At 73.2% G+C, this 25,086-nt stretch carries 22 protein-coding genes; 20 read left to right on the forward strand and 2 right to left on the reverse strand.

All coding sequences use genetic code 11. The annotated features are described in order from the left end of the window. Positions 1-38 precede the first annotated feature (38 nt). Positions 39-2,204, forward strand: a complete 2,166-nt coding sequence (locus ACWDD7_RS12955) for a primosomal protein N' (protein WP_450457360.1) — start codon at positions 39-41, stop codon at positions 2,202-2,204. Between the two features lie 163 nt (positions 2,205-2,367). Here ACWDD7_RS12955 and ACWDD7_RS12960 read toward each other — a convergent pair whose 3' ends face one another. Beyond that, complete coding sequence (locus tag ACWDD7_RS12960; RefSeq protein ID WP_351865789.1) at positions 2,368-2,910, reverse strand: hypothetical protein; 543 nt, start codon at positions 2,908-2,910, stop codon at positions 2,368-2,370. 307 nt (positions 2,911-3,217) lie between these two features. Between ACWDD7_RS12960 and fmt the strand changes: the two genes are divergently transcribed. The 8 genes from fmt (at position 3,218) to ACWDD7_RS13000 (ending at position 11,470) form a co-directional block, all read left to right on the forward strand. Continuing rightward, the gene (fmt, locus tag ACWDD7_RS12965; RefSeq protein WP_450457361.1) at positions 3,218-4,150 is read left to right on the forward strand and encodes a methionyl-tRNA formyltransferase; all 933 of its coding nucleotides are present in this window, start codon (positions 3,218-3,220) and stop codon (positions 4,148-4,150) included. Between the two features lie 293 nt (positions 4,151-4,443). Continuing rightward, entirely contained in the window at positions 4,444-5,865 is a 1,422-nt protein-coding gene (locus ACWDD7_RS12970) for an RsmB/NOP family class I SAM-dependent RNA methyltransferase (RefSeq protein ID WP_450457362.1), read from the forward strand. A gap of 174 nt (positions 5,866-6,039) precedes the next feature. Continuing rightward, on the forward strand, positions 6,040-6,726 hold the full coding sequence (gene rpe, locus ACWDD7_RS12975) for a ribulose-phosphate 3-epimerase (RefSeq protein WP_351865781.1): 687 nt from the start codon (positions 6,040-6,042) through the stop codon (positions 6,724-6,726). A gap of 90 nt (positions 6,727-6,816) precedes the next feature. After that, positions 6,817-7,860, forward strand: coding sequence for a sugar-binding transcriptional regulator (locus tag ACWDD7_RS12980; protein WP_351865778.1), 1,044 nt, complete (start codon positions 6,817-6,819; stop codon positions 7,858-7,860). A 193-nt stretch (positions 7,861-8,053) separates the two neighbouring features. Beyond that, positions 8,054-8,530: a ribonuclease domain-containing protein gene (locus tag ACWDD7_RS12985; protein ID WP_450457363.1), complete on the forward strand. Its 477-nt coding sequence runs from the start codon at positions 8,054-8,056 to the stop codon at positions 8,528-8,530. After that, positions 8,527-8,847: a barstar family protein gene (locus ACWDD7_RS12990; RefSeq protein ID WP_351865776.1), complete on the forward strand. Its 321-nt coding sequence runs from the start codon at positions 8,527-8,529 to the stop codon at positions 8,845-8,847. Before ACWDD7_RS12985 ends, ACWDD7_RS12990 begins: the two co-directional genes overlap by 4 nt. A gap of 490 nt (positions 8,848-9,337) precedes the next feature. After that, on the forward strand, positions 9,338-10,780 hold the full coding sequence (locus ACWDD7_RS12995) for a GuaB1 family IMP dehydrogenase-related protein (RefSeq protein WP_450457364.1): 1,443 nt from the start codon (positions 9,338-9,340) through the stop codon (positions 10,778-10,780). A gap of 237 nt (positions 10,781-11,017) precedes the next feature. Then, complete coding sequence (locus tag ACWDD7_RS13000) at positions 11,018-11,470, forward strand: Lrp/AsnC family transcriptional regulator (protein WP_037650980.1); 453 nt, start codon at positions 11,018-11,020, stop codon at positions 11,468-11,470. Positions 11,471-11,579: 109 nt separating this feature from the next. On the opposite strand, the gene ACWDD7_RS13005 is transcribed toward ACWDD7_RS13000, so the two are convergent. Then, complete coding sequence (locus tag ACWDD7_RS13005) at positions 11,580-12,320, reverse strand: GntR family transcriptional regulator (protein WP_450457365.1); 741 nt, start codon at positions 12,318-12,320, stop codon at positions 11,580-11,582. 230 nt (positions 12,321-12,550) lie between these two features. On the opposite strand from ACWDD7_RS13005, the gene ACWDD7_RS13010 reads away from it, so the two are divergent. From ACWDD7_RS13010 to ACWDD7_RS13060, 11 genes are all read left to right on the forward strand, one after another. Further along, positions 12,551-13,711: an ABC transporter substrate-binding protein gene (locus ACWDD7_RS13010; protein WP_351865767.1), complete on the forward strand. Its 1,161-nt coding sequence runs from the start codon at positions 12,551-12,553 to the stop codon at positions 13,709-13,711. Next, the gene (locus ACWDD7_RS13015) at positions 13,708-14,607 is read left to right on the forward strand and encodes an ABC transporter permease (protein ID WP_351865764.1); all 900 of its coding nucleotides are present in this window, start codon (positions 13,708-13,710) and stop codon (positions 14,605-14,607) included. The genes ACWDD7_RS13010 and ACWDD7_RS13015 overlap by 4 nt, the downstream gene beginning before the upstream one ends. Beyond that, positions 14,592-15,410: an ABC transporter permease gene (locus ACWDD7_RS13020; RefSeq protein WP_351865761.1), complete on the forward strand. Its 819-nt coding sequence runs from the start codon at positions 14,592-14,594 to the stop codon at positions 15,408-15,410. Before ACWDD7_RS13015 ends, ACWDD7_RS13020 begins: the two co-directional genes overlap by 16 nt. A 9-nt stretch (positions 15,411-15,419) precedes the next feature. After that, a complete protein-coding gene (locus ACWDD7_RS13025) occupies positions 15,420-16,496 on the forward strand; it encodes an ABC transporter ATP-binding protein (RefSeq protein WP_450457366.1) in 1,077 nt (358 codons plus the stop codon). A gap of 14 nt (positions 16,497-16,510) precedes the next feature. Continuing rightward, positions 16,511-17,980: an HAD-IA family hydrolase gene (locus tag ACWDD7_RS13030; RefSeq protein ID WP_450457367.1), complete on the forward strand. Its 1,470-nt coding sequence runs from the start codon at positions 16,511-16,513 to the stop codon at positions 17,978-17,980. Positions 17,981-18,074: 94 nt separating this feature from the next. Beyond that, positions 18,075-20,741: a nitrate- and nitrite sensing domain-containing protein gene (locus ACWDD7_RS13035; protein WP_450457368.1), complete on the forward strand. Its 2,667-nt coding sequence runs from the start codon at positions 18,075-18,077 to the stop codon at positions 20,739-20,741. Next, complete coding sequence (locus ACWDD7_RS13040) at positions 20,731-21,168, forward strand: roadblock/LC7 domain-containing protein (RefSeq protein WP_351865751.1); 438 nt, start codon at positions 20,731-20,733, stop codon at positions 21,166-21,168. Before ACWDD7_RS13035 ends, ACWDD7_RS13040 begins: the two co-directional genes overlap by 11 nt. Positions 21,169-21,175: 7 nt before the next feature. Beyond that, the gene (locus tag ACWDD7_RS13045) at positions 21,176-21,559 is read left to right on the forward strand and encodes a DUF742 domain-containing protein (RefSeq protein WP_351865749.1); all 384 of its coding nucleotides are present in this window, start codon (positions 21,176-21,178) and stop codon (positions 21,557-21,559) included. Between the two features lie 102 nt (positions 21,560-21,661). Then, the gene (locus ACWDD7_RS13050) at positions 21,662-22,318 is read left to right on the forward strand and encodes a DUF4232 domain-containing protein (RefSeq protein WP_450457369.1); all 657 of its coding nucleotides are present in this window, start codon (positions 21,662-21,664) and stop codon (positions 22,316-22,318) included. Positions 22,319-22,520: 202 nt separating this feature from the next. Next, positions 22,521-23,309, forward strand: coding sequence for a carbon-nitrogen hydrolase family protein (locus tag ACWDD7_RS13055; RefSeq protein ID WP_450457370.1), 789 nt, complete (start codon positions 22,521-22,523; stop codon positions 23,307-23,309). Between the two features lie 59 nt (positions 23,310-23,368). Then, on the forward strand, positions 23,369-25,081 hold the full coding sequence (locus ACWDD7_RS13060) for a flavin monoamine oxidase family protein (protein WP_450457371.1): 1,713 nt from the start codon (positions 23,369-23,371) through the stop codon (positions 25,079-25,081). Positions 25,082-25,086: the final 5 nt, after the last annotated feature.

Raw genomic sequence — 25,086 nt, forward strand, 5'->3', positions numbered from 1 at the left:
TCGGGTCGTTGTCAGTCGGGTTTGGTAAGAATGCAAGCGTGAGCAGCGAGAACGGGGAGCCCCGGACGGACGGGGACGGCGGGGCCGAACAGGCGCCGTCGGAGCAGCTCGCGCTCATCCGGGAGAGCGTACGCAAGGCCAGGACGCCCCGCGCCAAGCCGCGCACCTGGCGCGGCGCCGCGCTCGCCGAGCGGCTGCCCGTCGCGCGGGTACTGGTCGACAAGGGCGTCCTCCACCTCGACCGGTACTTCGACTACGCGGTCCCCGCCGAACTGGACGAACAGGCACAGCCCGGGGTGCGCGTACGCGTGCGGTTCGGCGCCGGACGGCACCGGGTGCGCGAGGGGCGCCGCGAGGGCGGCGGCCTCATCGACGGCTTCCTCGTCGAACGGCGGGCCGAGTCCGACTACTCCGGCCCCCTCGCCGCGCTCGCCCAGGTCGTCTCCCCCGAACCGGTCCTCGGCGAGGAACTGCTCGGCCTCGCCCGCGCCGTCGCCGACCGCTACGCGGGCAGCCTCGCCGACGTGCTCCAGCTCGCCGTGCCACCCCGCAGCGCCCGAGCCGAGAAGCGCCCCTCACCCGCGCCCCTGCCGCCCCCCGAGGCACCCGACCCCGGCTCCTGGACGCGGTACGAACAGGGCAGCGCCTTCTTGCGGACCCTGGCCACCGGCGGCGCCCCCCGCGCGGTGTGGCACACGCTGCCGGGACCGCTGTGGAGCGAGGAACTGGCCCGCGCCGTCGCCGCCACCCTCGCCTCCGGACGCGGCGCGCTCGTCGTCGTCCCCGACGGACGCGCCGCCGCACGCGTCGACGCCGCACTCACCACCCTGCTCGGCCAGGGACACCACGCCCTGCTCACCGCCGACGCCGGTCCCGAGAAGCGGTACGCGCAGTGGCTCGCGGTACGGCGCGGCTCCGTGCGGGCGGCCGTCGGCACCCGGGCGGCCATGTTCGCGCCCGTACGGGACCTCGGGCTCGTCGCGATCTGGGACGACGGCGACGACAGCCACAGCGAACAGCACGCCCCCCAGCCGCACGCCCGCGACGTCCTGCTGCTGCGCGCCACCCTCGACAAGTGCGCGTTCCTGCTGGGCGGATTCTCCTGCACCGTGGAAGCGGCCCAACTGGTCGAGAGCGGCTGGGCCCGGCCCCTGATCGCCGGGCGGGAGCAGATACGGCGGTCCGCGCCGCTCGTACGCACCGTCGGGGACGAAGACCTCGCCCGCGACGAGGCCGCCCGCGCCGCCCGGCTGCCCACCCTCGCCTGGCAGGCGGCCCGCGAGGGCCTGCGGCACGGACCGGTGCTGGTCCAGGTGCCCCGCCGGGGGTACGCGCCGCGCATGGCCTGCGACCGGTGCCGGGCCCCGGCGCGCTGCCGGCACTGCGCCGGGCCGCTCCAGGGACAGGACGCGGGTGTGCTGCGCTGCGGCTGGTGCGGACGCGCGGAGGACGCCTGGCACTGCCCGGAATGCGGCGGCTTCCGGCTGCGTGCCCAGGTGGTGGGCGCCCGTCGCACCGCCGAGGAACTGGGCCGCGCCTTTCCCGCCGTACCCGTGCGCACCTCGGGGCGCGAACACGTACTGGACACCGTGCCGGGCACCCCCGCGCTGGTGGTGAGCACCCCGGGCGCCGAACCGGTCGCCGAGGGCGGATACGCGGCGGCGCTGCTGCTCGACGGCTGGGCCATGCTCGTACGACCCGACCTGCGGGCCGGTGAGGACGCGCTGCGCCGGTGGATCGCGGCGGGGGCGCTGGTGCGGCCGCAGGCAGAGGGCGGCACGGTGGTCGTGGTGGCCGAGCCGACCCTGCGGCCCGTACAGGCGCTGGTGCGCTGGGACCCCGTCGGGCATGCGCTGCGGGAGCTGTCCGAGCGGGCCGAACTGGGCTTCCCGCCGGTCTCCCGGATGGCGGCCGTGTCCGGCACGCCGACGGCCGTCGCGGAGTTCCTCGCCATGGTCCAACTGCCGCCGGACGCGGAGGTGTTGGGTCCGGTACCGCTGCCGCCCGCCCCGCCCGGGGGCCCTCGCAGGACCGGGGCGGCGCCACCCGGCGAGCACTGGGAGCGGGCCCTCGTACGGGTCCCGCCGGGCAGCGGCTCGGCGCTGGCCTCCGCCCTGAAGACCGCGCAGGCCGCGCGGATGGCGCGGGGGAGCGGGGAGGCGGCACGTGTGAGGGTGCGGATCGATCCGCCGGACATCGGATGACAGCCGGGGCTTGCGCCGGAGGAGGGGTGTGTCCCTGGGGCTCCCCGGGGGATTTCCCGGGGCCCCTTCCCCCGAGACCTACCGGAGGCCGAGGCGTCGACCCGGCCCTCTCCTGGCAGCCCTCCCGGAGGTGCGCGCCGGATTGCCGGGAGGGCGAGACCGGTCAGCCGTTGCGCGGGCCCGGGAAGGCAGTCGGGCGGGCCTCCTCCCGGAACGTCGGGCTGCCCGAGGTCGGCTGGGTGGGCATCGAGCGTGCGGCGGGGACCGTCGGCACCGCGGGCAGGCCGGCGTTCACATTGAGCGTGCGGGTGCCGGACGGCTCCGCGGTCCGCTCGGCCTCCGCGGCGGCCTGGGCGGCGGCGCGGCGGGCGCCGTAACGGCGGTGCACCGCCTGCTTGGTGACCCCGAGTGCCGAGCCCACCGCGTCCCAGGAGAAACCGAGCGAGCGGTCGAAGTCCACGGCGGCGGTGACCAGGGTCTCGACACTGTCGCGGAGTTCCTGGGCGAGGCGGACCGTCGGGGCGGGGGCGCGTCCGTAGACGACGAAGCCCGTGGACGGGCCGGTGCGGCGCGGACGGTAGACGTTGCCCAACTGGGCGGTGAGCGTGCGCAGTGCGTCCACCTGCCGGCGGACCCGCTCGATGTCCCGCACCAGCAAGTGCAGGCTGGCCCGAGCCTGGGCGTCGTGGGTTGCGTGGTCGGCCATGAACAAGCCTCTCGAACCGGCGTTGAAAGGAAATGGGCGGCTGAAGCGGCCCTATGTGGTCAACTCTTTCTTGACCAACGCCTGTGCGCTCCGCTGGTCACGGGGTGGGGGCGCGCGGGCATATGCGTACGCCGTCAGTCCGCCCGCGCGCCACCCGTCTCCGGCCGCCCGCGCGCCGCCCGATCCCAGGTGGCCGGGAAGCCGGGCGAGTTGGCGGCCGCCGTGCTCCGCGAGGTGCCGGTTCCCGGGCGGTCATAGACTGGTGCGCTGCCCGTCCGATCCCCGCCCGAGAGGCCCGATCCCGCCCATGAAGCTCGTCTTCGCCGGTACCCCCGAGGTCGCCGTTCCCGCCCTGGACGCCCTGCTCGCCTCCGGGCGGCACGAGGTGGCCGCCGTCGTCACCAGGCCCGACGCCCCCGCCGGACGGGGCCGCAGGCTGGTCGCGTCGCCCGTGGCCGAGCGGGCGGAGGAGGCCGGCATCGAGGTGCTCAAGCCGGCCAAGCCGCGGGACCCCGAGTTCCTGGCGCGGCTGACGGAGATCGCCCCCGACTGCTGCCCGGTCGTCGCCTACGGCGCGCTGCTGCCCCGCGTCGCCCTCGACATCCCCGCCCACGGCTGGGTCAACCTGCACTTCTCGCTGCTGCCCGCCTGGCGGGGCGCCGCGCCCGTGCAGCACGCCCTCATGGCGGGCGACGAGATCACCGGCGCGTCGACCTTCCTCATCGAGGAGGGCCTGGACTCCGGGCCGGTGTACGGGACGGTGACCGAGGAGATCCGCCCCACGGACACCAGCGGCGACCTGCTCACCCGGCTGGCCTTCGCCGGGGCCGGGCTGCTCGCGGCGACCATGGACGGCATCGAGGACGGCACCCTGAAGGCCGTACCGCAGCCGGCCGAGGGCATCACCCTCGCGCCGAAGATCACCGTCGAGGACGCCCAGGTGCACTGGGCGGCGCCGGCGCTGCGCGTCGACCGGGTCGTGCGCGGCTGCACCCCGGCGCCCGGCGCCTGGACCACCTTCCGCGGCGAACGGCTCAAGCTCATCCAGGTCGCCACGGTGCCCGAGCGGACCGACCTCGCGCCGGGACGGATCGCCGCGGGCAAGAACAGCGTGCACGTGGGCACCGGCTCCTACGCCGTCGAACTCCTCTGGGTCCAGGCCCAGGGGAAGAAGCCGATGCGCGCGGCGGACTGGGCGCGGGGGGTGCGGATCGCGGAGGGCGAGGTGGTGGGCGGCTGAGCCGGACCGCGTTTACGTCTCCCGGGGGGGCCTCCCCCCCGCCCCCCGCCCCTCCCCACCCCCTCATCCCCGTCACTCACCCACGGCGTCGCCCCGAAGGATCTTCCCGCCCCCGCCCCGCCCCGGGGCTGTGCGGTCCCAGGACGCGCTCCGGGACGCACTGCGGGCCTTCGCCGCAGCGCCCCGAGCCGGGGAGTGGCCGGGAGGGGGCCCGCCCGACCCGCGCCACCTCGACGGACGCTGCCGACGTAGGCTTGGCCGCATACCCCTTTCACCTCCGGAGCACCTTTTTCGTGAGCGAGCAGTCGCGGCGGGGTCGTAAGCCCGCCAAGCCCTATCGGCGTCCCAAGAAGGACCCCGTCCGCATTCTGGCCTTCGAGGCGTTGCGGGCGGTGGACGAGCGGGACGCCTACGCCAACCTCGTGCTGCCCCCGCTGCTGAGGAGGGCGCGGGAGAAGGACGACTTCGACGCGCGGGACGCCGCGCTCGCGACCGAGCTGGTGTACGGCACGCTGCGCCGGCAGGGCACGTACGACGCCGTGATCGCGGCCTGCATCGACCGGCCGCTGCGCGAGGTCGACCCCCCGGTGCTGGACGTGCTCAGCCTGGGCGCGCACCAGTTGCTCGGGACGCGGATCCCGACGCACGCCGCCGTGTCCGCCACCGTGGAACTCGCCCGGGTCGTACTCGGTGACGGGCGGGCCAAGTTCGTCAACGCGGTGCTGCGCAAGGTCGCGCAGGACGATCTCGACGGATGGATCGCCAAGGTCGCGCCGCCCTACGACGAGGACCCCGAGGACCACCTCGCCGTCGTGTACTCCCACCCCCGCTGGGTCGTCTCCGCGCTGTGGGACTCGCTGGGCGGCGGGCGCGCCGGCATCGAGGAGCTGCTCGCGGCCGACAACGAGCGGCCCCGGGTGACGCTGGTCGCGCGGCCGGGCCGGGCCACCGCCGAGGAACTGCTGCGCGAGGAGGCCGCGGAGGGCGGGCACTGGTCGCCGTACGCCGTGCGGCTGGCCGAGGGCGGCGAGCCGGGCGCGGTCGAGGCGGTGCGCGAGGGCCGCGCCGGGGTGCAGGACGAGGGCAGCCAGCTGGTCGCCCTCGCGCTGGCCAACGCGCCTCTGGAAGGGCCGGACAGGAAGTGGCTCGACGGCTGTGCGGGGCCGGGTGGCAAGGCCGCGCTGCTGGCGGCCCTCGCCGCCGAGCGGGGTGCCGTACTCCTCGCCTCGGAGAAGCAGCCGCACCGGGCCGGGCTGGTGGCCAAGGCGCTGGCCGGCAATCCGGGGCCGTACCAGGTGATCGCGGCGGACGGCACGCGGCCGCCGTGGCGGCCCGGCAGTTTCGACCGGGTGCTGGTGGACGTGCCCTGCACCGGGCTCGGCGCGCTGCGGCGGCGGCCCGAGGCGCGCTGGCGCCGGCGTCCCGAAGACCTGGACAACTTCGCTCCTCTCCAGCGCGCCCTGCTGCGCACTGCGCTCGACTCGGTGCGCGTCGGCGGCGTGGTCGGCTATGCCACCTGCTCTCCGCACCTCGCCGAGACCCGCGCGGTCGTCGCCGATGTGCTCAAGCAGTACCCGGACGCCGAACTCCTCGACGCCCGGCCGCTGCTGCCCGGGGTCCCCGCGCTCGGCGAGGGCCCGGACATCCAGCTGTGGCCGCATGTCCACGGCACTGACGCGATGTACCTCGCGCTGATCCGCCGGACCGCCGGCTGACGGTCGCGAAGGGCGGATGCGCGGTTCTCATTTCACCGCGTGCGTCGGCTTCGTTGCCGTCGGTTATCCACAGGAACGGGTGGATCATCGGACGAACAGCGGACCAGTATGATGAACGGTCTCGCCTGTGGACGGGCGCGAACATCAGTGCCTCGGGCATGGCAGTCTTGGGGCATGGCCGTGCAGATCAACCCCAGCATCCTGTCCGCCGACTTCGCGCGCCTCGCGGAGGAGGCCAAGGCTGTCCAGGGCGCCGACTATCTCCATGTCGACGTCATGGACAACCACTTCGTCCCCAACCTCACGCTCGGCGTGCCGGTGGTGGAGTCCCTGGCGCGTGCGACGGACACCCCGCTGGACTGCCACCTGATGATCGAGGACCCCGACCGCTGGGCTCCTCAGTACGTGGAGGCGGGCGCCTCGTCCGTCACCTTCCACGTGGAGGCGGCCGCCGCTCCGGTCCGCCTCGCCCGCGAGATCCGCGCCAAGGGTGCGCGCGCCTCCATGGCGCTCAAGCCCGCGACGCCGATCGAGCCCTTCGAGGACCTGCTGCCGGAACTCGACATGCTGCTGATCATGACTGTCGAGCCGGGCTTCGGCGGCCAGGCCTTCCTCGACATCATGCTGGCGAAGATCCGCCGCACCCGTGAGCTGATCGCCAAGTGCGGCCTCCAGCTGTGGCTCCAGGTCGACGGCGGCGTCTCGGCGTCCACGATCGAGCGGTGCGCCGAGGCGGGCGCCGACGTGTTCGTCGCCGGCTCGGCGGTCTACGGGGCGCAGGACCCGGCGGAGGCGGTGCGTGCCCTGCGCGCCCAGGCGGAGACGGCCACCGCCAAGGCGACCTGGGCATGCGACCACTGAGCCACGGCTACGTGAACGGTTGAGAGAACGGCGCCCATCAGGGCGGATCAGTTGCGCCGAATCTGCAAGGATGAACGGCGAATCCAGAGTGTGAACAGCAGTGAGGAGATCGCCGTGTCGGGTATGTCGGCGGGCCGGTCAGCCATGCGGATGGGACCCGCTGAGCTGGTCCAGGCGGCGGCCATGGCCCGCCGCTTCTACCTTGAGGGCAAGTCCAAGATCCAGATCGCGGAGGAGTTCGGCGTCAGCCGCTTCAAGGTGGCCCGGGTCCTGGAGACGGCTCTCGAACGGGATCTCGTACGCATCGAGATCCGTGTGCCGGCCGAGCTGGACGCCGAGCGCTCCGACGCGCTCCGCGCCCGCTACGGCCTGCGGCACGCCGTCGTGGTCGAGTCCCCGGCCGAGGCGGAGGAGACCCCCGACCCCGAGAACCTCGGAGAGGTCGCCGCGGACCTGCTCGGCGAGCTGGTCAACGAGGGGGACGTGCTCGGGCTCGCCTGGGGCCGGTCCACCATCCACATGGCCGCCGCGCTCGACCGGCTGCCGCCGTGCACCGTGGTGCAGCTGACGGGTGTGTACGACGCGGGTACCTCGGAGCGCGGTTCGGTCGAGGCCGTGCGCCGTGCCGCGCAGGTCTCGGGCGGCGACGCCCACCCGATCTACGCGCCGATGCTGCTGCCGGACGCGGCCACCGCGGCGGCGCTGCGCAGCCAGACCGGGATCGCCCGCGCCTTCGAGTACTTCGACAAGGTCACGGTCGCCTGCGTCTCCATCGGTTCCTGGGAGCCGGGCATCTCCACGGTGCACGACATGCTCAGCGACGAGGAGCGGGCGCACTACGCCTCGCTCGGTGTCGCCGCCGAGATGGCCGCGCACCTCTTCGACGCCGAGGGGCGCCGGATCGGGCGGGACCTCGGCGAGCGGTGCATCACCGTCAAGGCCGACCAGCTGCGCCGTATCCCGGAGGTCGTCGCGATCGCCGGTGGTCAGCGCAAGGCGGCCGCGATCGACGCGGTGCTGCGTTCCGGGCTGGTCACCAGCCTGGTCACGGACACCTCGGCCGCGGACTACCTGATGACGGCGGGCCAGCCCCCGAAGCCCGCGCTGAGCCGCCAGGACCCTGACGGGCAGTGACGGGGCCGGGAGCCGGCAGAGCCTGGTAGAGGGGTGTCGTCGCCGGCGCGACGGCCGGGTCCCGGTTCGTCCGTGGTCCCGCCGTCGCACCGCCGAGGGCCATGCCGCCCCGGCTCCGGCCGGACCCGGCACCGGCGCGTCCCGGCGCGCCGTGCTGTCGTCGTCACGCGACCGCCGTGACAGCATCGTCCGCATGGTGTTCCGCCGCGTCCCCTCGATGTCCGAACGGCACCGGCCCCGGGTGCCCGGCCGGACCGTGCCCCGGCTTCTCGCGGGGCTCCTCGTCGTCCTCGCCGTCCTGCTCGCCGGCTGCGCCTCGGGCACGGCCACCGGTACGGGAGCGCGTACCGCCTCGCCCACCGCCACCGTCGCCATCCCCGGGTGGGCCAGGGGCATGGCGACCGTGCCGGAGTCGCGGTTGCCGGCGGAGGCGCGGCGGACGCTGGCCCTCATCGACCGGGGCGGGCCCTATCCCTATGCGCGGGACGGGATCGTCTTCGGGAACTTCGAGCGGCACCTGCCGAAGCACCAGCGCGGCTACTACCACGAGTACACCGTGAGGACACCGGGGTCGCGCGATCGCGGGGCCCGGCGCATCATCACCGGACAGGGCGGGGAGTTCTACTACACCGATGATCACTACAACTCGTTCCGGGCGGTGCTGAGATGACCGAGAAGCTCGGCGACCGCCTGGTCGTCACCCTGGACCTCGCCGGCGTCACCGACAAGGCCGGCCTGATGGACGCCGTGGTGCGCGCCCTCGGCCTGCCCGGCTGGTTCGGCCGGAACTGGGACGCGCTCCTCGACAGCCTCACCGACCTCTCCGTCTGGCCGGCCGGGGCGCGCGGGCGCGGGCTGCTGCTCGTCGTCACCGGGTGGGAGCCGTACGCGGACGCCCGGCCCGAGGAGTGGCGGGTGGCCCGCGAGATCTTCACCGAGGCGGGCGAGCGCACCGCCCCGCTCACCGTGGCCCTCGCGCTGGGATGAGCGCGTCCCGTCATGCGGCCACCCCCGCGTGACGGCGCGTCAATTCCCGCTTGCCGAGAGGCTGTGGCCGCTCGCGGCGTCCATCGCGGGTCTCTCCCGTGTGCTCGGCGTGCCCCTGCCGTCCGGGGTGCCGTGGGCAGGCAGGCCCGCCGTCGGCGCGCCGGGCCGGGCCGACCGGCCGGGCGATCGTATCGAGGACGGCCGGATCGGCCCCGCGCTATGCCGTGTCCCTGAACGACGCGCGTCGATGGACGAGCGGTTCGGCGCCCGGGAGCAGCGGTGGCAGGCGCACGTCCGCCCGCTTCCCGGAAGAGGCGCGCGCCACCCCGGGGCGATCGGTTTCGGCGGATCCTCCGAAGGCCGTCCGGGCACCCTGGAGGTTCCGCCCGGGTACGTGCGGGGCCCGGTCATGGGAGAATGAAGTACGTGCTCTTTTCCCCCTGGCGCACCCGTCGGGGGGTCACCTCTGAACGACTGGGATGTGCAGCACGTGCGTTTCCTCAATGACATCCGGCCCACGTACGACCTGACGTACGACGACGTGTTCATGGTGCCGAGCCGCTCCGCCGTGGGCTCCCGGCAGGGCGTGGACCTCAGTTCGCCGGACGGCACGGGCACGACCATCCCGCTCGTCGTCGCCAACATGACCGCCATCGCCGGGCGCCGGATGGCCGAGACGGTGGCCCGCCGCGGCGGCCTCGTGGTCATCCCCCAGGACATCCCGAACGACGTCGTCACCGAGGTCGTCTCCTGGGTGAAGAGCCGCCACCTGGTGCTGGACACCCCGATCGTGCTGGCCGCGCACCAGACCGTCGCCGACGCCCTCGCGCTGCTGCCCAAGCGGGCGCACAACGCGGGCGTGGTCGTGGACGAGAACCAGCGGCCCATCGGCGTCGTCACCGACGCGGACCTCACCGGCGTCGACCGCTTCACCCAGCTCGAAGTGGTCATGTCCAAGGACCTGCTCCTGGTGGACGCGGACATCGACCCGCGCGAGGCCTTCCACACCCTCGACACGCACAACCGCCGCTACGCCCCCGCCGTCGACAAGGACGGCAGGCTGGCCGGCATCCTCACCCGCAAGGGCGCCCTGCGCGCCACCCTGTACACCCCGGCCGTGGACGCGGACGGCAGGCTGCGCATCGCCGCCGCCGTCGGCATCAACGGCGACGTGGCGGGCAAGGCCAAGGAACTGCTCGACGCGGGCGTGGACACGCTCGTCATCGACACCGCGCACGGCCACCAGGAGTCGATGATCAGCGCGATCAAGGTGGTGCGGGCGCTCGACCCGCAGGTGCCGATCGTCGCGGGCAACATCGTCTCCGCCGAGGGCGTCAAGGACCTGATCGACGCGGGCGCGGACATCATCAAGGTCGGTGTCGGCCCCGGCGCCATGTGCACCACCCGGATGATGACCGGCGTGGGCCGCCCGCAGTTCTCCGCGGTGCTGGAGTGCGCCGCCGAGGCCAGGAAGTACGGCAAGCACGTATGGGCCGACGGCGGTGTCCGTCACCCGCGCGACGTGGCCATGGCTCTCGCCGCCGGCGCCTCGAACGTGATGGTGGGCTCCTGGTTCGCCGGTACGTACGAGTCCCCGGGCGACCTCCAGCACGATGCGAACGGCCGCCCGTACAAGGAGTCGTTCGGCATGGCCTCGGCGCGCGCGGTGCGCAACCGCACGTCGGAGGAGTCGTCGTACGACCGCGCCCGCAAGGCGCTGTTCGAGGAGGGCATCTCCACCTCGCGGATGTTCCTCGATCCGGCCCGCCCGGGTGTGGAGGACCTGATCGACTCGATCATCGCGGGTGTCCGTTCCTCCTGCACCTACGCCGGCGCCGGCTCGCTGGAGGAGTTCGCCGAGCGGGCCGTCGTCGGCATCCAGAGCGCGGCCGGGTACGCCGAGGGCAAGCCGCTGCACGCCAGCTGGAGTTGATCTCCGCGGCCCACGGCTCCCGCCGCCCCCCGAAGGGAACGGCGGGGGCCGTCGTCGTCCGGCGACCGGGGCGATGTGCCGCGGGACCGTGGAACCCGGTGTTCGGTGTCCGGCTGACGGTCGGGCTCGTGTTCTACTTCGTGTACGGCTTTCGCCGTTCCCGTCTCGCGACCGGTGACGGCCTCGCGGTGGCGGCAGAGAAGTGGACGAACCGAAGAAGTAAGTGAACCACCCCCTGTGCTGAACGATCTCGACGAACGCATCGTGCACGCCCTCGCCGAGGACGCCCGCCGCTCCTACGCGGACATCGGGCAACTGGTCGGACTGTCCGCGCCCGCGGTGAAACGCCGTGTCGACCGGTTGCGGGCGACCGGCGCGATCACCGGATTCACCGTGCGGGTCGATCCCGCGGCGCTCGGCTGGGAGACCGAGGGGTACATCGAGATCTACTGCCGGCGCAACACGTCGCCGGAGACGATCCTGCGGGGTCTGGAGCGGTACCAGGAGGTGGTGGCCGCCTCGACGGTCACCGGGGAAGCCGATGCGATCGCGCAGGTCTTCGCCTCCGACATGCGGCATTTCGAGCGGGTGCTGGAGCGGATCGCGGGGGAGCCGTTCGTGGAGCGGACGAAGTCCGTGCTCGTCCTGTCGCCGCTGCTCCGGAGGTTCTCCTCGGGGGCGCCGGGATAGCGGCGGATTCCGGCTCGGGAGGTTCGTCGCGGTACCGGGTGCGGGTGTTCCGGGGCCGCGGGAAACCACCACGGGCCCGCGCCCGGCATCCGGCGGAACCGCCCGGGTCCTATTCCGCGGCCTTCCGCGACAGCGCGTTGTTCCCGATCGAGTTGTGCACGCTGAACGTCACCGCGTCCGGCCGGTAGCGGTCGTCCGACCACTCCACCGGGCGGCCCTCGCGCGTCGTCGTCACGCGGCGGACCCGCAGCAGCGGACTCGTGCGGCGGACGCCCAGCAGTTCCGCGTCCCGCGCGCCGCAGGCGACCGCGTCGATGATGTGCTCGCCGTAGGCGAAGACGAGGCCGGTGTCGTCGTAGAGGCGCTGGGTGACGGAGGGGCAGTCGGGTTCGATGGACTCGACGGCGGAGGAGATCCAGTCGGCGTAGACCGTGCGTTCGAGCAGGACGGGGTCGCCGTCCAGGCCGCGCAGCCGCAGAACGTGCAGGACCGGCGTGCGCAGGGGGAGCTGGAGGCGGACGGCATCCTCGTGGGTGGCCGGGCGGTACGACTGTTCCACCACGTGGCCGGTGGCCTCGCGGCCCATCGCGCGGGCCCACTGGGCGAAACTGCGCAGCTCCTCGAAGCTCTGGCTGCGGCGGCTCGCGAGGACGACGCGGCGGGCGCCCTGGCGGGAGCCGATCAGCCCCTCCGCGGTGAGCGCCGCGACGGCCTGGCGGACGGTGCCGCGGGAGACGCCGTAATGGGCGGCCAGCTCCGACTCCGAGGGCAGCCGGCTGCCGACCGCGTACTGCTCGCAGTCGATCGCGCGCCGCAGCTCGTCGGCGATCTCCTCGTGTCGCGCCGTCATGCTTCCCCTCTGTTCAGGCCGCTGTGCACAGCGTGACCAGCCTAATCGACGTCCCGGTGTGATCGGGGCGAGCCGCAACTGTGCAGGGAATCAGCGGCTGGAGTTCCCTCCGTGTTTACGGACAGGACACCGCGGGCGGGCGTACTGAGGCCGACTTGTTCAGACAAGTTTGTCGAGCGAGTCTCAAGACCCTCGTAGCACCTCACCCCCGTGCTTCCCCTGGAGAGACCGTGAAGTTGTCCCTGCCGAGAAACGCCGTGCTCGGCGGTTCCCTCGCCGTCGTCGCCGCGCTCGCGCTGAGCGCCTGCGGCGCCGCCCCCGACAACGCGTCGACCACCACCAAGGACGGCAAGAGCGCCGCCACCGCCGCCTCCGCGGCCGACTTCGGCGGCATGGACGCCCTGGTCAAGGCGGCCAAGAAGGAAGGCTCGCTGCACATCATCGCGGTGCCCCGCGACTGGGCCAACTACGGCGCGATCATCGACGCCTTCCAGAAGAAGTACGGCATCAAGATCCAGGACGAGAGCCCCGACGGCTCCAGCCAGGACGAGATCAACGCCGTCACCTCCCGCAAGGGCCAGGACCGCGCCCCCGACGTCCTCGACCTCGGCAGCTCCTTCGCCCTCAGCGCCGCCCAGCAGGGACTGCTCGCGCCCTACAAGGTGGCCTCCTTCGCCGACATCCCGGCCGGCCAGAAGGACCCGCAGGCGCGCTGGTACAACGACTACGGCGGCTACATCTCCATCGGTTGCGACGCCAAGCGCGTCAAGGTGTGCCCGACCACCTTCAAGGACCTGCTCAAGCCCCAGTACAAGGGCCAGGTCGCGCTCAACGGCAACCCCACCAAGTCCGGTTCGGCCTTCGGCGGCGTCTACGCGGCGGCGCTCGCGAGCGGCGGCTCCTTCGACAACATCCAGCCCGGCCTGGACTTCTTCGCCAAGCTGAAGAAGAACGGCAACTACACGCCGGTCGAGTCCACCCCGGCCACCGTGGAGAAGGGCGAGACCCCGATCTCCATCGACTGGGACTACCTGAACGCCGGTTACGCCGACGAGTTCAGGACCAAGGGCCTCGACTGGAAGGTCACCGTCCCGAGCGACGGCCAGTACGCCCAGTACTACTCCCAGGCCATCACCAAGGACGCCCCGCACCCCGCGGCCGCCCGGCTGTGGCAGGAGTTCCTGTACAGCACCGAGGGCCAGAACCTGTGGCTCAAGGGCTACGCGCGCCCGGCCCTGATGACCGCCATGCAGTCGGCCGGCACGCTCGACACGTCGGCCGCCGCCAAGCTGCCCAAGGTCACCGGCGCGCCGTCGTTCCCGACCGAGGCCGAGCAGACCAAGGCCAAGACGGTCATCGCCCAGGGCTGGGGGAAGGCCGTCTCCGGATGACCACCGCCCTCCCGCATACGGACGTGGCGCCCGTCGCTTCTGCGAAGCGGCGGCGCCGCGCCCCGGGCTGGCTCGCCGTGCTGCCGCTGCTGGTCTTCACCGCCATCGCCTTCGGCCTGCCCGCGATCGCCATCCTCGACGGCGCCTTCACCGCCAAGGACCCCACCACCGGCGCCACCTCCTACACCGGCGCCAATCTGACGGCCTCGCTGCACGGGGCGTACCTCACCGCCCTGCTCGGCAGCGTCAAGCTGTCCGCGATCTCCGCCGTGCTCGGCGCCCTGCTCGGGCTGCCGCTCGCCCAGGCCGTGGTCGGTTCGCGTTCCCGCGCGCTGCGCGAGGCCGTGCTGACCGCCTCCGGCGTGCTCGCCAACTTCGGCGGTGTCCCACTGGCCTTCGCCTTCGTCGCCACCCTCGGCAACGCGGGCGTGCTCACCCTGCACCTCGGCCTGAAGGACAGCGGCTGGAACCTGTACAGCTTCTGGGGCCTGGTCCTCGTGTACCTGTACTTCCTCATCCCGCTGATGGTGCTCACCATCACCCCCGCCCTCGACGGCCTGCGGGCCCAGTGGCGGGAGGCCGCGCTGAACAACGGCGCCACCGGCGCGCAGTACTGGCGGCACGTGGCCCTGCCCGTGCTCGCGCCCTCCCTGCTCGGCGGCTTCGTCCTGCTGTTCGGCAGCGCCTTCGCCGCCTACGCCACCGCCGCCGCCATGGTCGGCAGCGCGGTCCCGCTGGTCACCCTCCAGATCGCCGACGCCCTGTCCGGCAACGTCCTGGTCGGGCAGGAGAACGTCGCCCTCGCCCTCAGCCTCGACATGGTCCTGGTGGCCGGCCTGGTGATGGCCGTGTACCTGCCCCTGCAACGCCGGAGCGCCCGATGGCTCGACGCCTGACCCCCTGGCGGTGGGCCGTCCTCGGCCTCGCCGCCCTGTACTTCCTGGTGCCGCTCGCCGCCTCCGTGGTCTTCACGGTGGACGATCCGGACGGCATCAGCTTCGACGCCTACACCAGGATCCTGTCCACCGGCGGCTTCGTCTCCAGCCTCGTGCTGTCGCTGGAGCTGGCCCTGGCGACCATCGTGGTCGTGCTGCTGCTGATGGTGCCCGCCGTGGTCGCCCTCCGGCTCGGCGCGCCCCGGCTGCGGCCGGTGGTCGAGGTGGTCTGCTCGCTGCCGCTGGTGGTGCCGCCGATCGCGTTCGTCGCCGGCATCGTCACCGTCCTGAAGTGGGGGCCGGACCATCTGTCCCGGACCCCTCTGTTCCAGACCTTCGTGGCGATCCAGAACCCGGGCTTCCCCGTCGTGCTGGTCCTCGCCTACGTCGTGATGGCGCTGCCCTTCGTCTACCGGGCGCTGGACGCGGGACTGCGCGCCATGGACGTGCGCACCCTGGTGGAGGCCGCCCGCAGCTGCGGCGCCAACGGGCCGCAGGCGCTGCTGCGGGCCGTACTGCCCAATCTGCGCGGGGCGCTTCTGAACGCGGCCTTCCTCACACTGGCGCTGGTCCTCGGCGAGTTCACCGTCGCCCAGCTGCTCGGCTACCAGCCCTTCGCGGTGTGGATCTACAACGTCGGCGGCGACCAGGCCCAGATGTCCGTCGCCGTGTCCGTGCTCAGCCTGCTCGTCACCTGGGCCCTGCTCCTCGCGCTCGCCGGACTCGGCGGCGGACGCAACCGAACCGCTCCTTCCCGGGGATGAGAACACACCATGACCGCCACCACACGTGAGAAGGCCGCCACCGAGCAGGCCGCGACCGTCGAGTTCCGGGGTCTGCGCCGCGAGTTCGGTGCCACCGTCGCCCTCGACGGGCTCGACCTGACCGTCCGGCCGGGCGAGTTCCTCGCCCTGCTCGGCCCCTCCGGCTGCGGCAAGACCACCGCCCTGCGCATGCTCGCCGGCTTCGAACACCCCGACTCCGGCGCGGTGTTGGTGGACGGCCGGGACATCACCCAGGTGCCGGCCCACCGTCGCGACGCCGGGATGGTCTTCCAGTCGTACAGCCTCTTCCCGCATCTCGACGCCGTCGACAACGTGGCCTTCGGGCTGCGCATGCGGGGCGTCCGTACCGCCGAACGGCGTTCCAGGGCGGCAGAGTTGCTGGAGCTGGTCGGCCTCGGCGACAAGGGGAAGCGCTTCCCCCACCAGCTCTCCGGCGGCCAGCAGCAGCGCATCGCGCTCGCCCGCGCCCTCGCCCTGCGCCCCCGCGTCCTGCTGCTCGACGAGCCGCTGTCCGCGCTGGACGCCAAGGTGCGGCTGAGTCTGCGCGAGGAGATCCGCCGGCTCCAGCAGGAACTCGGCATCACCACCCTGTTCGTCACCCACGACCAGGAGGAGGCCCTGTCGGTCGCCGACCGGGTCGCCGTGATGCGCGCCGGACGGCTCGAACAGTGCGCCGAGCCGGCCGAGTTGTACGGCCGCCCCGCCACCGCCTTCGTCGCCGAGTTCGTCGGCACCATGAGCCGGATCGCGGGCACGCTGAAGGACGGCACGGCCGAGGTGCTCGGACAGCGGCTGCCCGCCGACGGCGAGGCGGCGGACGGCGAGGTGGACGTCCTGGTGCGGCCCGAGAACCTGCGGGTGCATGCCGACCCGCAGGGCGGCGCCCAGGTCGTCGCCACCGCCTTCCTCGGCGCGGCCGTCCGGCTCACCGTCCGGCTCGCCGACGGCACCGAGGCCAAGGCCGACCTGCCCGCGCACGAGGCCGCGGGTCTCGGCGCCGGAACCACCGTCGCCGTCTCGCTGCCCGAGCGCCCCGTACTCGTGGCCGCCCGTACCCGGAACTGAGGACAGACACCCACGTGACCACCTCCCACACCTCCCGACTCCCGCTCCAGGCAGTCCTGTTCGACATGGACGGCACGCTCGTGGACACCGAGCACCTGTGGTGGGAGGCGGTCGAGGCGGTCGCCGGGCGGCCGCTGAACGCCGCCGACCAGCCGGACGTCCTCGGCCGCCCGGTGGAGCACACCGCGGCCTGGCTCGCCGCCACCACGGGGCGGCCGGTCGCGGATCTCGCCGCCGGACTCCACCGCGAGTTCGCCGGCCGGGTCCGCACCCGGATCGTGCCCCGCCCCGGCGCCCTCGCCCTGCTGGACGAGCTGGCCGCCGACGGCGTCCCCACCGCGCTGGTCACCGCGTCCCCGCGCGCGGTCGCCGACGTGGTGCTCCAGGCTCTGGGCGCCCACCGGTTCGCGGTCTCCGTGACCGCCGACGACACCGCCCGCACCAAGCCCGAGCCCGACCCCTACCTCGCCGCCTGCCGTGCCCTCGGCGTCGACCCGGCCGCCTGCGTGGCCGTCGAGGACACCGAGACCGGCGTGGCCTCCGCCGAGGCCGCCGGGTGCGCGGTGCTCGCCGTGCCGTCCCTCGCCCCGATCGGCGCCGCGCCCGGCCGCACCGTACGCGGCAGCCTGGCCGGGGTCACCGTGCGGGAGCTGAGCGGCATGGTCGCGCCCGCGCTGACCGTCATGAGCTGGAACCTGTGGCTCGGCGGCGCGAAGATCGACGACCACCGTGCCAAGCAGGTCAAGGTGATCCTGGACAGCGGCGCCGACGTCGTCGGGCTCCAGGAGACCGCGGGCACCGCCGCCCAGGAACTGGCCGAGGCCCTCGGCTGGCACCACCACCGGGCAGGCGAGAACCTCGGCGTCATCAGCCGCCACCCGATCACCGCCCGCTTCGGCGACCCGGAGGTCGGCTTCTACGGCGCCGCGGGCGTCCGCGTCCAGGTCGCCCCGGGCCGCGCGGTCGACGTGTGGACCGCGCATCTGCACTACACGCCGTACGGGCCCTACGAGCACGCCTTCGACGGGCTGCCCGCGGCCGAGCTGATCGCCCACGAGGAGCTGCGCCTGACCCAGATGCGCGACACCCTGGACCGGATCGCGCGGGCGTCCGAGGAGAGCGTCCCGGTCGTCCTCACCGGCGACTTCAACTGCCCCTCCCACCTGGACTGGCCCGACGTGGCCTGGCCGGTGACGCGGGCCGCCGAGGAGGCCGGACTCGCCGACTCCTACCGCGCGGCCCACCCGGACCCCGCCGCCGAGCCCGGACACACCTGGTCGCCGGTCCACCCGGTGCACGAGGACGGCGGCGGACGGCCCGAACCGCAGGACCGGATCGACTACGTCCTGCACCGGGGCCTGATCGTGCGAAGCGCGCGGACCGTGGTCACCGGGGAGGTGCGCCCCTGGCCGGACGTGGCCGAAAACGAATGGCCCTCCGACCATGCGGCGGTGCTCACCACCTTTGTGTTTCCTATGAGCTGACCTGGGGTTACCGCAGGTCACCATTGCGGGTCGAGGCGACCGTCCCGTAAGTTGTGGGCGCTCTCTACTGACTGGTAATAGCGTTAGGTCTTTCATGCGCTGGCCCCTCGGCCGTCCCACCACCGTCCGCACCCGGATCGTGGCGCTCGCGCTCGCTCCGGCCGTCGCCCTGATGGCCCTGTGGGGCTTCGCCATGGTGTCGGTCACCGCGGAGCTGCGCGCACTGATCCGGGTCCAGGGCGTGTACCACGACTTCGGCACCCCCGTGGACACCGCGATCGGGCAGATCCAGATCGAGCGCCGGATGTCCGCCGCCTACCTGGGCGGCGGCGGCGACGCCGCCGGCGCGGGCGAGTTGCTCGGCCAGCAGCGCCGCACCGACCACGTGGTCGAGGCGATGCGGCAGGCGATCCGGGGCGGCGACCGGAGCCGGCTCACGGGGCGGCAGCGGCAGTCACTGGACGCCATGGTCGCGGCCACCGACAAGCTGGACGGGCTGCGCCAGCGCGTGCTCACCCGGCGGATCAGCTGGGACCAGGCGGTCGAGCAGTACAGCGCGCTGGTGGAGCCCGCCTTCGACGTGCAGTCCACCCTGACCGCCCTGCAGGCGGGGCAGCTCGCCCGCGAGACCGAGACCGTCTTCGAACTGGTCCGGGTCCGCGAGTTCGTCTCCCGCGAGGACGCGCTGGTCGCCGGGGCGCGGGCGGCCGGGACCACGCTGACCCCCCGTCAGTACAGTGCGCTCACCCAGACCATCGAGGACCGGCGCGTCTTCCAGCAGACCTATGTGCCGGACCTGCCCGCCGACTCCCGGGCCCTGTTCGAGAAGTTCCAGCGCGGCGACCTGTACCGCTCGCTGAACCAGGGCGAGGACGCGCTGCTGCGGGCCGGGGCCGGCGGGGCGTCCCGGGCGGTGGCGGCGGACGACTGGCGCTCGACCATCGACCGGATCGTCAAGCAGTACCGCGACCTGTGCACCGCGGCCGGTGACGACTCCGCCGCGCGCGGCCGGGCGTTCGCCTACCAGGAGCTGACCAGGGCGGCCGTCGCCGGCGGCGCCGGCCTGGTCGCCGGGGGCCTGTCGCTGTGGTTCGCGGTGCGCGGCGCCCGGCGCATCTCGCGCCGCCTGGAGGTCCTGCGGGACGCGGCCGATGTCCTCACCACCCGGCAACTGCCCGACGTGATGCGCCGGTTGGGGGACGGTGAGGAGGTGGACGCGCTGGCCGAGGCACCGCCGCTGCCCGCCGCCGCGGTCCGTGACGACGAGATCGGGCAGGTCGGCCGGTCCTTCAACACCGCGCGCCTGGCCGCCGTCGAGGCCGCGGTGAAGCAGGCCACCCTGCGCCGGGGCCTGTTCGCGGTGCTGCTCAACATCGCGCGCCGCAACCAAGCGCTGGTGCACCGGCAGTTGAAGCTCGTGGACACCCTGGAGCGGCGCACCGAGGACCCGGACATCCTGCGCGAGCTGTTCCGCATCGACCATCTCACCACCCGCATGCGGCGCCACGCGGAAAGCCTGATCATCCTCTCCGGCGCTGCGCCCGGCCGGCGTTGGCGCCGGCCCGTGCCCATCGCCCATGTCGTCTCCTCCGCGGTCGGGGAGATCGAGGACTACACGCGTGTGGTCGTGCCGCCGATGCCGGACACCGGGATCGCGGCGGACGCGGTCGCCGACGTCGTCCATCTCTTCGCCGAACTGCTGGAGAACGCGACGGTGTTCTCGCCGCCGCACACCCAGGTCACCCTGCGCTCCGGGCGGGTCGCGGGCGGCTTCGTATTGGAGATCGACGACCGCGGGCTCGGCCTCGACGCCGAGGCCCACGCCCACGCCGAGCGCACCCTCACCGACCCCGACGCCTTCGACCCCACCCGGCACGACCGCCTCGGCCTCTACGTCGTCGGCCGCCTCGCCGCCCGCCACGGCATCGATGTCAGTCTCCGGGACTCCCCCTACGGGGGCACGACCGCGGTGGTGCTGCTGCCGGAGACGATCCTGGCGGAGGCCGGGGCGACGGGGGGCGCCGCCCGAGGGGAGGCCGAGGCCGAGTCCGGGGCCGCGGCACCGCCCGGACACGGGGGTGTACGGGTTCCGCTCCCGCCCGAGGAGCACGGCGGGGTACGGCCGCTGCCGTCGCGGCGCCGGGGAGGGCCCGAGCCCGCGCCTTCGCCCGCGTCCACCTCGGCGCCGACGCCGGCGCCCGCCCCCGCGCAGGACAGCGGCTCGCCGTCCGCGGCCTTGCCGACGAGGGGGCCGGGGTCGCGCGAGTCCGGTACCACGTGGAACGGAGCGCCGACGCCCGAGGCCCGGCCCGCCGGGAGGCCCGCCGCGCAGGAGTCCGGTGCCGGGTGGCGGACGCCGTCCGAACCTCCGCCGGCGAGGAGGCGGGAGTCACATGAGTCCGGCACGGCGCCGGAGCCGACCCCGCCCGCGCCCGCTGCCGTACCCGGGGCGTCACCCCCGCCCGGCGCCCCCTCGCGAGCGGCCTCCGAACCTCCGCCCGCCGCCGGGTCCGCCGCCCCCACCCTGCCCACCCGTGTCCGTCAGGCCTCCCTCGTGCCGGAGTTGCGCGACGAGCCGCGGCCACCGGAGGAGCCGGCGCGCCGGGAGGTCGACGCCGATGAGATGCGGGCGATCTTCGGCGCCTTCCAGCGCGGGCTCGACCAGGGCCGCAAGGGGATACCCGCGCGGCCCGGTACGACCCGCGACGACACCGTGACCACCCACGCCGACGAAGGGACGAACACCGACGATGCACGGTGACGACCAGACCCCCGAGCGGCCCGCCGCGCCCGCCGGAACGCCCGGCACGGACCTCGGCTGGCTGTTGGACGACCTCGTGTCGCGCACCGACCACGTCCGCCAGGCCGTGCTGCTCACCGCCGACGGTCTCGCGCTGAGCAGTTCGGAGGGCATGCCCCGGCAGGACATCGAGCACCTCGCCGCCGTCTGCTCCGGATTCCACGGCCTCGCGCGGTCGGCGGGGGAGCGCTTCGAGGCCGGTGAGGTGCGCCAGACCATGGTGATGCTGGACGACGCCTACCTGTTCATCACCCCGGCCGGACACGGCAGCCGGCTCGCGGTGCTCAGCGAGGCAGGCACCGACGTCGGCCAACTCGCCCACGAGATGGCCCTGTTGGTCCGCCGCCTCGGCAGCCATCTGGACGCGGCAGCCCGTGCCACCCCATGATCCCGCCGTGAGCGACGAGCACTGGTACGAGGACGAGACCGGGTCGATGGTGCGCCCCTACATGGTGACCCGGGGCCGCACCCGGCCCTCGGACCGGCATGCCATCGATCTGATGTCCCGGGTCACCGCTCTGGAGACGGCGGACGCCGCGGGGGCCGGCGTCGACCACGCGAGCGCCGCCCTGCTGGACCTGGTGCGGCGCGGGCCGCGCCCGGTCGCGGAACTGGCCGCGGACGCCGACCTGCCGCTGACCGTGGTGCGGGTGCTGCTCGGCGACCTGGCCGAGGCGGGCCTCGTCCGCATCGACGCGCCCCGGCGTGACCAGGCGGGGGACCCGGCCGCCGATCCCGGTCTGCTGCGGGAGATCGTGGAGCGGCTGCGCGGGATCTAGCGTTTGTCACAGCCGTGTAGGGGACCGATGTCGGACGGAACCCCGGGTCCAGCCCGGTTGTCTCACAGAACAGCACGTCAGCCGTACCTCTTAAGGGGAATCATGCGCGTCCAGAACATCGCTCTGCTCGCCGTCGCGGTCGCCGCGGGCCTGTCGCTCACCGCCTGCGGGAGCAGTGACAACAGCTCCTCCTCCGGCGGCGGCTCCTCCTCGCCGAGCGCCACCGCCTCGGACAGCTCCGGCGGTCAGGGCTCCGCCTCCCAGGGCTCCGGCGGCACCGGGGGCTCCACCGGGTCCACGGGATCCAGCGGCCGAAGCGGCGGCAAGTCGGGCACCGTCCACGGCCCCACGGGCTCCGGCCGCGCGTCCGGCGCCGGCTGCACCACCGCCCACCTGTCGTTCAGCACCTCCGGCGGCATGGCCGAGGGCGAGCTGATCGTCAACATGAAGAACACCGGCTCGGCCAACTGCACCCTGCACGGCTTCCCGGGCGTCGACCTGAAGAGCAAGGACGGCACGATCAGCGCCTCCCGCAGCAAGCTCGCCGTCCCCACGGTCACCCTCCAGCCGGGCGCCGAGACCCGCTTCACCCTGCACTACCCGCCGAACACCTCCGGCGGCACCGGCGAGACCTTCACCCAGCTCGTCGTCACCCCGCCGAACGAGACCCACTCCACGACCCTGAACGCCGGCATCAACGTCCCCGTCACCGACGGCGCCCCCGGCATCACCGTCGACCCGGTCGGCACCGGCAAGTAACCCGGGCCCGACCCGCACGGGGCGTCGCACAGCGCCCCCGTGCGGCACCCGGCCGGGAGCACGCAACGAATCGCCGTCCGGGCCCCCTCGCGCGCAACGAACCGCGCACCGGCGCGCAACGGCTGCTTCTTGTCCGGCCGAGCGCGCCGACCGTACCGTCTATCTGACCCCGAACCCCCTCCGTGACCGGTGAGGTAGACGCATGCGCACCGCCCTGCTCCAGAGCTCCGGCCACCCCGGCTCCGTCGCCGAGAACCTCGCGGTTCTGGACGGGGCCGCGGACCGGGCCGCCGCCGCGGGCGCCGCGCTGCTGACCGCACCCGAGATGTTCCTCACCGGCTACGCGATCGGCGACGCCGTCGGCCGCCTCGCCGAGCCCGCCGACGGCGCCCACGCCGACGCGATCGCCGAGATCGCCGTCCGGCACGGCCTCGCGATCGCCTACGGCTACCCCGAGCGCGACGGCGACACCGTCTACAACTCCGCCCAGCTGATCTCCGCCGACGGCACCCGGCTCGCGAACTACCGCAAGACCCACCTCTTCGGCCGCTTCGAGCGCGAGCACTTCACCCCGGGCGAGCAGCAGCTCGTCCAGGCCGAGCTGAACGGCCTCACCGTCGGCCTGCTGATCTGCTACGACGTCGAGTTCCCGGAGAACGTCCGTGCCCACGCCCTCGCCGGCACCGACCTGCTGCTGGTCCCGACCGCGCAGATGCACCCGTACCAGTTCGTCGCCGAGTCGATGATCCCGGTGCGCGCCTTCGAGAACCAGATGTACGTCGCGTACGTCAACCGTGTCGGCCAGGAAGGGGAGTTCGAGTTCGTCGGCCTCTCCGTCCTCGCCGGGCCCGACGGCGTCGCCCGGGTCCGCGCCGGGCGCGCCGGGCAGTTGGTGTTCGCGGACGCCGACCCCGCCTTCCTGGCCGCCTCCCGCGAGGCCAACCCCTACCTGGCGGACCGTCGCCCGGGGCTGTACGGCTCCCTGGTCTGACGCTCCCTCGACCCGCCTGTCTTCACTCTCAGTTCTTTCGTGCAAGGAGTCCGTACCCCATGACGTCCACGGTGCCCAACGCCGTCGAGCACACCGACGGGCAGCAGCCGCCGATCACCATGTTCGGCCCGGACTTCCCCTACGCCTACGACGACTACCTCGCCCACCCGGCGGGCCTCGGCCAGATCCCCGCGACCGAGCACGGCACCGAGGTCGCCGTCATCGGCGGCGGTCTGTCCGGCATCGTCGCCGCGTACGAGCTGATGAAGATGGGCCTCAAGCCCGTCGTCTACGAGGCGGACCAGCTCGGCGGCAGGCTGCGCACGGTCGGCTTCGAGGGCTGCGACGAGTCGCTGAACTGCGAGCTGGGAGCGATGCGCTTCCCGCCGTCCTCCACCGCGCTCCAGCACTACATCGACCTCGTCGGCCTGGCCACCAAGCCCTTCCCGAACCCGCTGGCCGAGGCGACCCCGTCCACCGTCGTGGACCTCAAGGGCGAGTCGCACTACGCCGTCACCGTCGAGGACCTGCCCCAGGTGTACCGGGACGTCGCCGACGCCTGGAACAAGTGCCTCGAAGAGGGCGCCGACTTCTCCGACATGAACCGCGCCATGCGCGAGCGGGACGTGCCGCGCATCCGCGAGATCTGGGCGAAGCTGGTCGAGAAGCTGGACAACCAGACCTTCTACGGCTTCCTGTGCGACTCCGAGGCCTTCACGTCCTTCCGGCACCGCGAGATCTTCGGCCAGGTCGGCTTCGGCACCGGCGGCTGGGACACCGACTTCCCCAACTCCATCCTGGAGATCCTGCGCGTCGTCTACACCGAGGCCGACGACCACCACCGCGGCATCGTCGGCGGCTCCCAGCAGCTGCCGCTGCGCCTGTGGGAGCGCGAGCCGGAGAAGATCGTCCACTGGCCGTACGGCACCTCGCTGAGCTCCCTGCACGTGGGCGGCGCGCCGCGCCCGGCCGTGACCCGGCTGCACCGCACCGCGGGCAACCAGATCACCGTGACCGATGCGAACGGCGACATCCGCACCTACAAGGCGGCGATCTTCACCGCCCAGTCCTGGATGCTGCTGTCCAAGATCGCCTGCGACGACTCGCTCTTCCCGATCGACCACTGGACCGCGATCGAGCGCACCCACTACATGGAGTCCAGCAAGCTCTTCGTCCCCGTCGACCGGCCGTTCTGGCTGGACAAGGCCGTCGACGACCGGGGGAACCCGACGGGGCGCGATGTCATGTCGATGACCCTCACCGACCGTATGACGCGCGGGACCTATCTGCTGGACGACGGTCCGGACAAGCCCGCGGTGATCTGCCTGTCGTACACCTGGTGCGACGACAGCCTGAAGTGGCTGCCGCTGTCCGCGAACGAGCGGATGGAGGTCATGCTGAAATCGCTCGGCGAGATCTACCCGAACGTCGACATCAGGAAGCACGTCATCGGCAACCCGGTGACCGTCTCCTGGGAGAACGAGCCCTATTTCATGGGCGCGTTCAAGGCCAACCTGCCCGGCCACTACCGCTACCAGCGGCGCCTGTTCACGCACTTCATGCAGGACCGGCTGCCCGCCGACAAGCGGGGCATCTTCCTCGCCGGCGACGACATCTCCTGGACGGCCGGCTGGGCCGAGGGCGCCGTCCAGACCGCGCTGAACGCGGTCTGGGGCGTCATGCACCACTTCGGCGGCGAGACCGACGCGACCAACCCGGGCCCGGGTGACGTGTACGACGAGATCGCACCGGTGGAGCTCCCGGAGGACTGAGCGGC

The sequence above is a fragment of the Streptomyces sp. NPDC001056 genome, assembly GCF_053598955.1.

Excerpts from the sequence above, each read along its gene's own strand:
- ACWDD7_RS12990 (WP_351865776.1), top strand. The coding sequence starts at position 8,527 with ATGACCGAGAAGCTCGGCGACCGCCTGGTCGTCACCCTGGACCTCGCC.
- ACWDD7_RS13020 (WP_351865761.1), top strand. The coding sequence starts at position 14,592 with ATGGCTCGACGCCTGACCCCCTGGCGGTGGGCCGTCCTCGGCCTCGCC.
- ACWDD7_RS13050 (WP_450457369.1), top strand. The coding sequence starts at position 21,662 with ATGCGCGTCCAGAACATCGCTCTGCTCGCCGTCGCGGTCGCCGCGGGC.
- ACWDD7_RS13035 (WP_450457368.1), top strand. The coding sequence starts at position 18,075 with ATGCGCTGGCCCCTCGGCCGTCCCACCACCGTCCGCACCCGGATCGTG.
- ACWDD7_RS13040 (WP_351865751.1), top strand. The coding sequence starts at position 20,731 with ATGCACGGTGACGACCAGACCCCCGAGCGGCCCGCCGCGCCCGCCGGA.
- fmt (WP_450457361.1), top strand. The coding sequence starts at position 3,218 with ATGAAGCTCGTCTTCGCCGGTACCCCCGAGGTCGCCGTTCCCGCCCTG.
- ACWDD7_RS13025 (WP_450457366.1), top strand. The coding sequence starts at position 15,420 with ATGACCGCCACCACACGTGAGAAGGCCGCCACCGAGCAGGCCGCGACC.
- ACWDD7_RS12960 (WP_351865789.1), bottom strand. The coding sequence starts at position 2,910 with ATGGCCGACCACGCAACCCACGACGCCCAGGCTCGGGCCAGCCTGCAC.
- rpe (WP_351865781.1), top strand. The coding sequence starts at position 6,040 with ATGGCCGTGCAGATCAACCCCAGCATCCTGTCCGCCGACTTCGCGCGC.
- ACWDD7_RS12985 (WP_450457363.1), top strand. The coding sequence starts at position 8,054 with ATGGTGTTCCGCCGCGTCCCCTCGATGTCCGAACGGCACCGGCCCCGG.
- ACWDD7_RS13005 (WP_450457365.1), bottom strand. The coding sequence starts at position 12,320 with ATGACGGCGCGACACGAGGAGATCGCCGACGAGCTGCGGCGCGCGATC.
- ACWDD7_RS13055 (WP_450457370.1), top strand. The coding sequence starts at position 22,521 with ATGCGCACCGCCCTGCTCCAGAGCTCCGGCCACCCCGGCTCCGTCGCC.
- ACWDD7_RS13015 (WP_351865764.1), top strand. The coding sequence starts at position 13,708 with ATGACCACCGCCCTCCCGCATACGGACGTGGCGCCCGTCGCTTCTGCG.
- ACWDD7_RS13060 (WP_450457371.1), top strand. The coding sequence starts at position 23,369 with ATGACGTCCACGGTGCCCAACGCCGTCGAGCACACCGACGGGCAGCAG.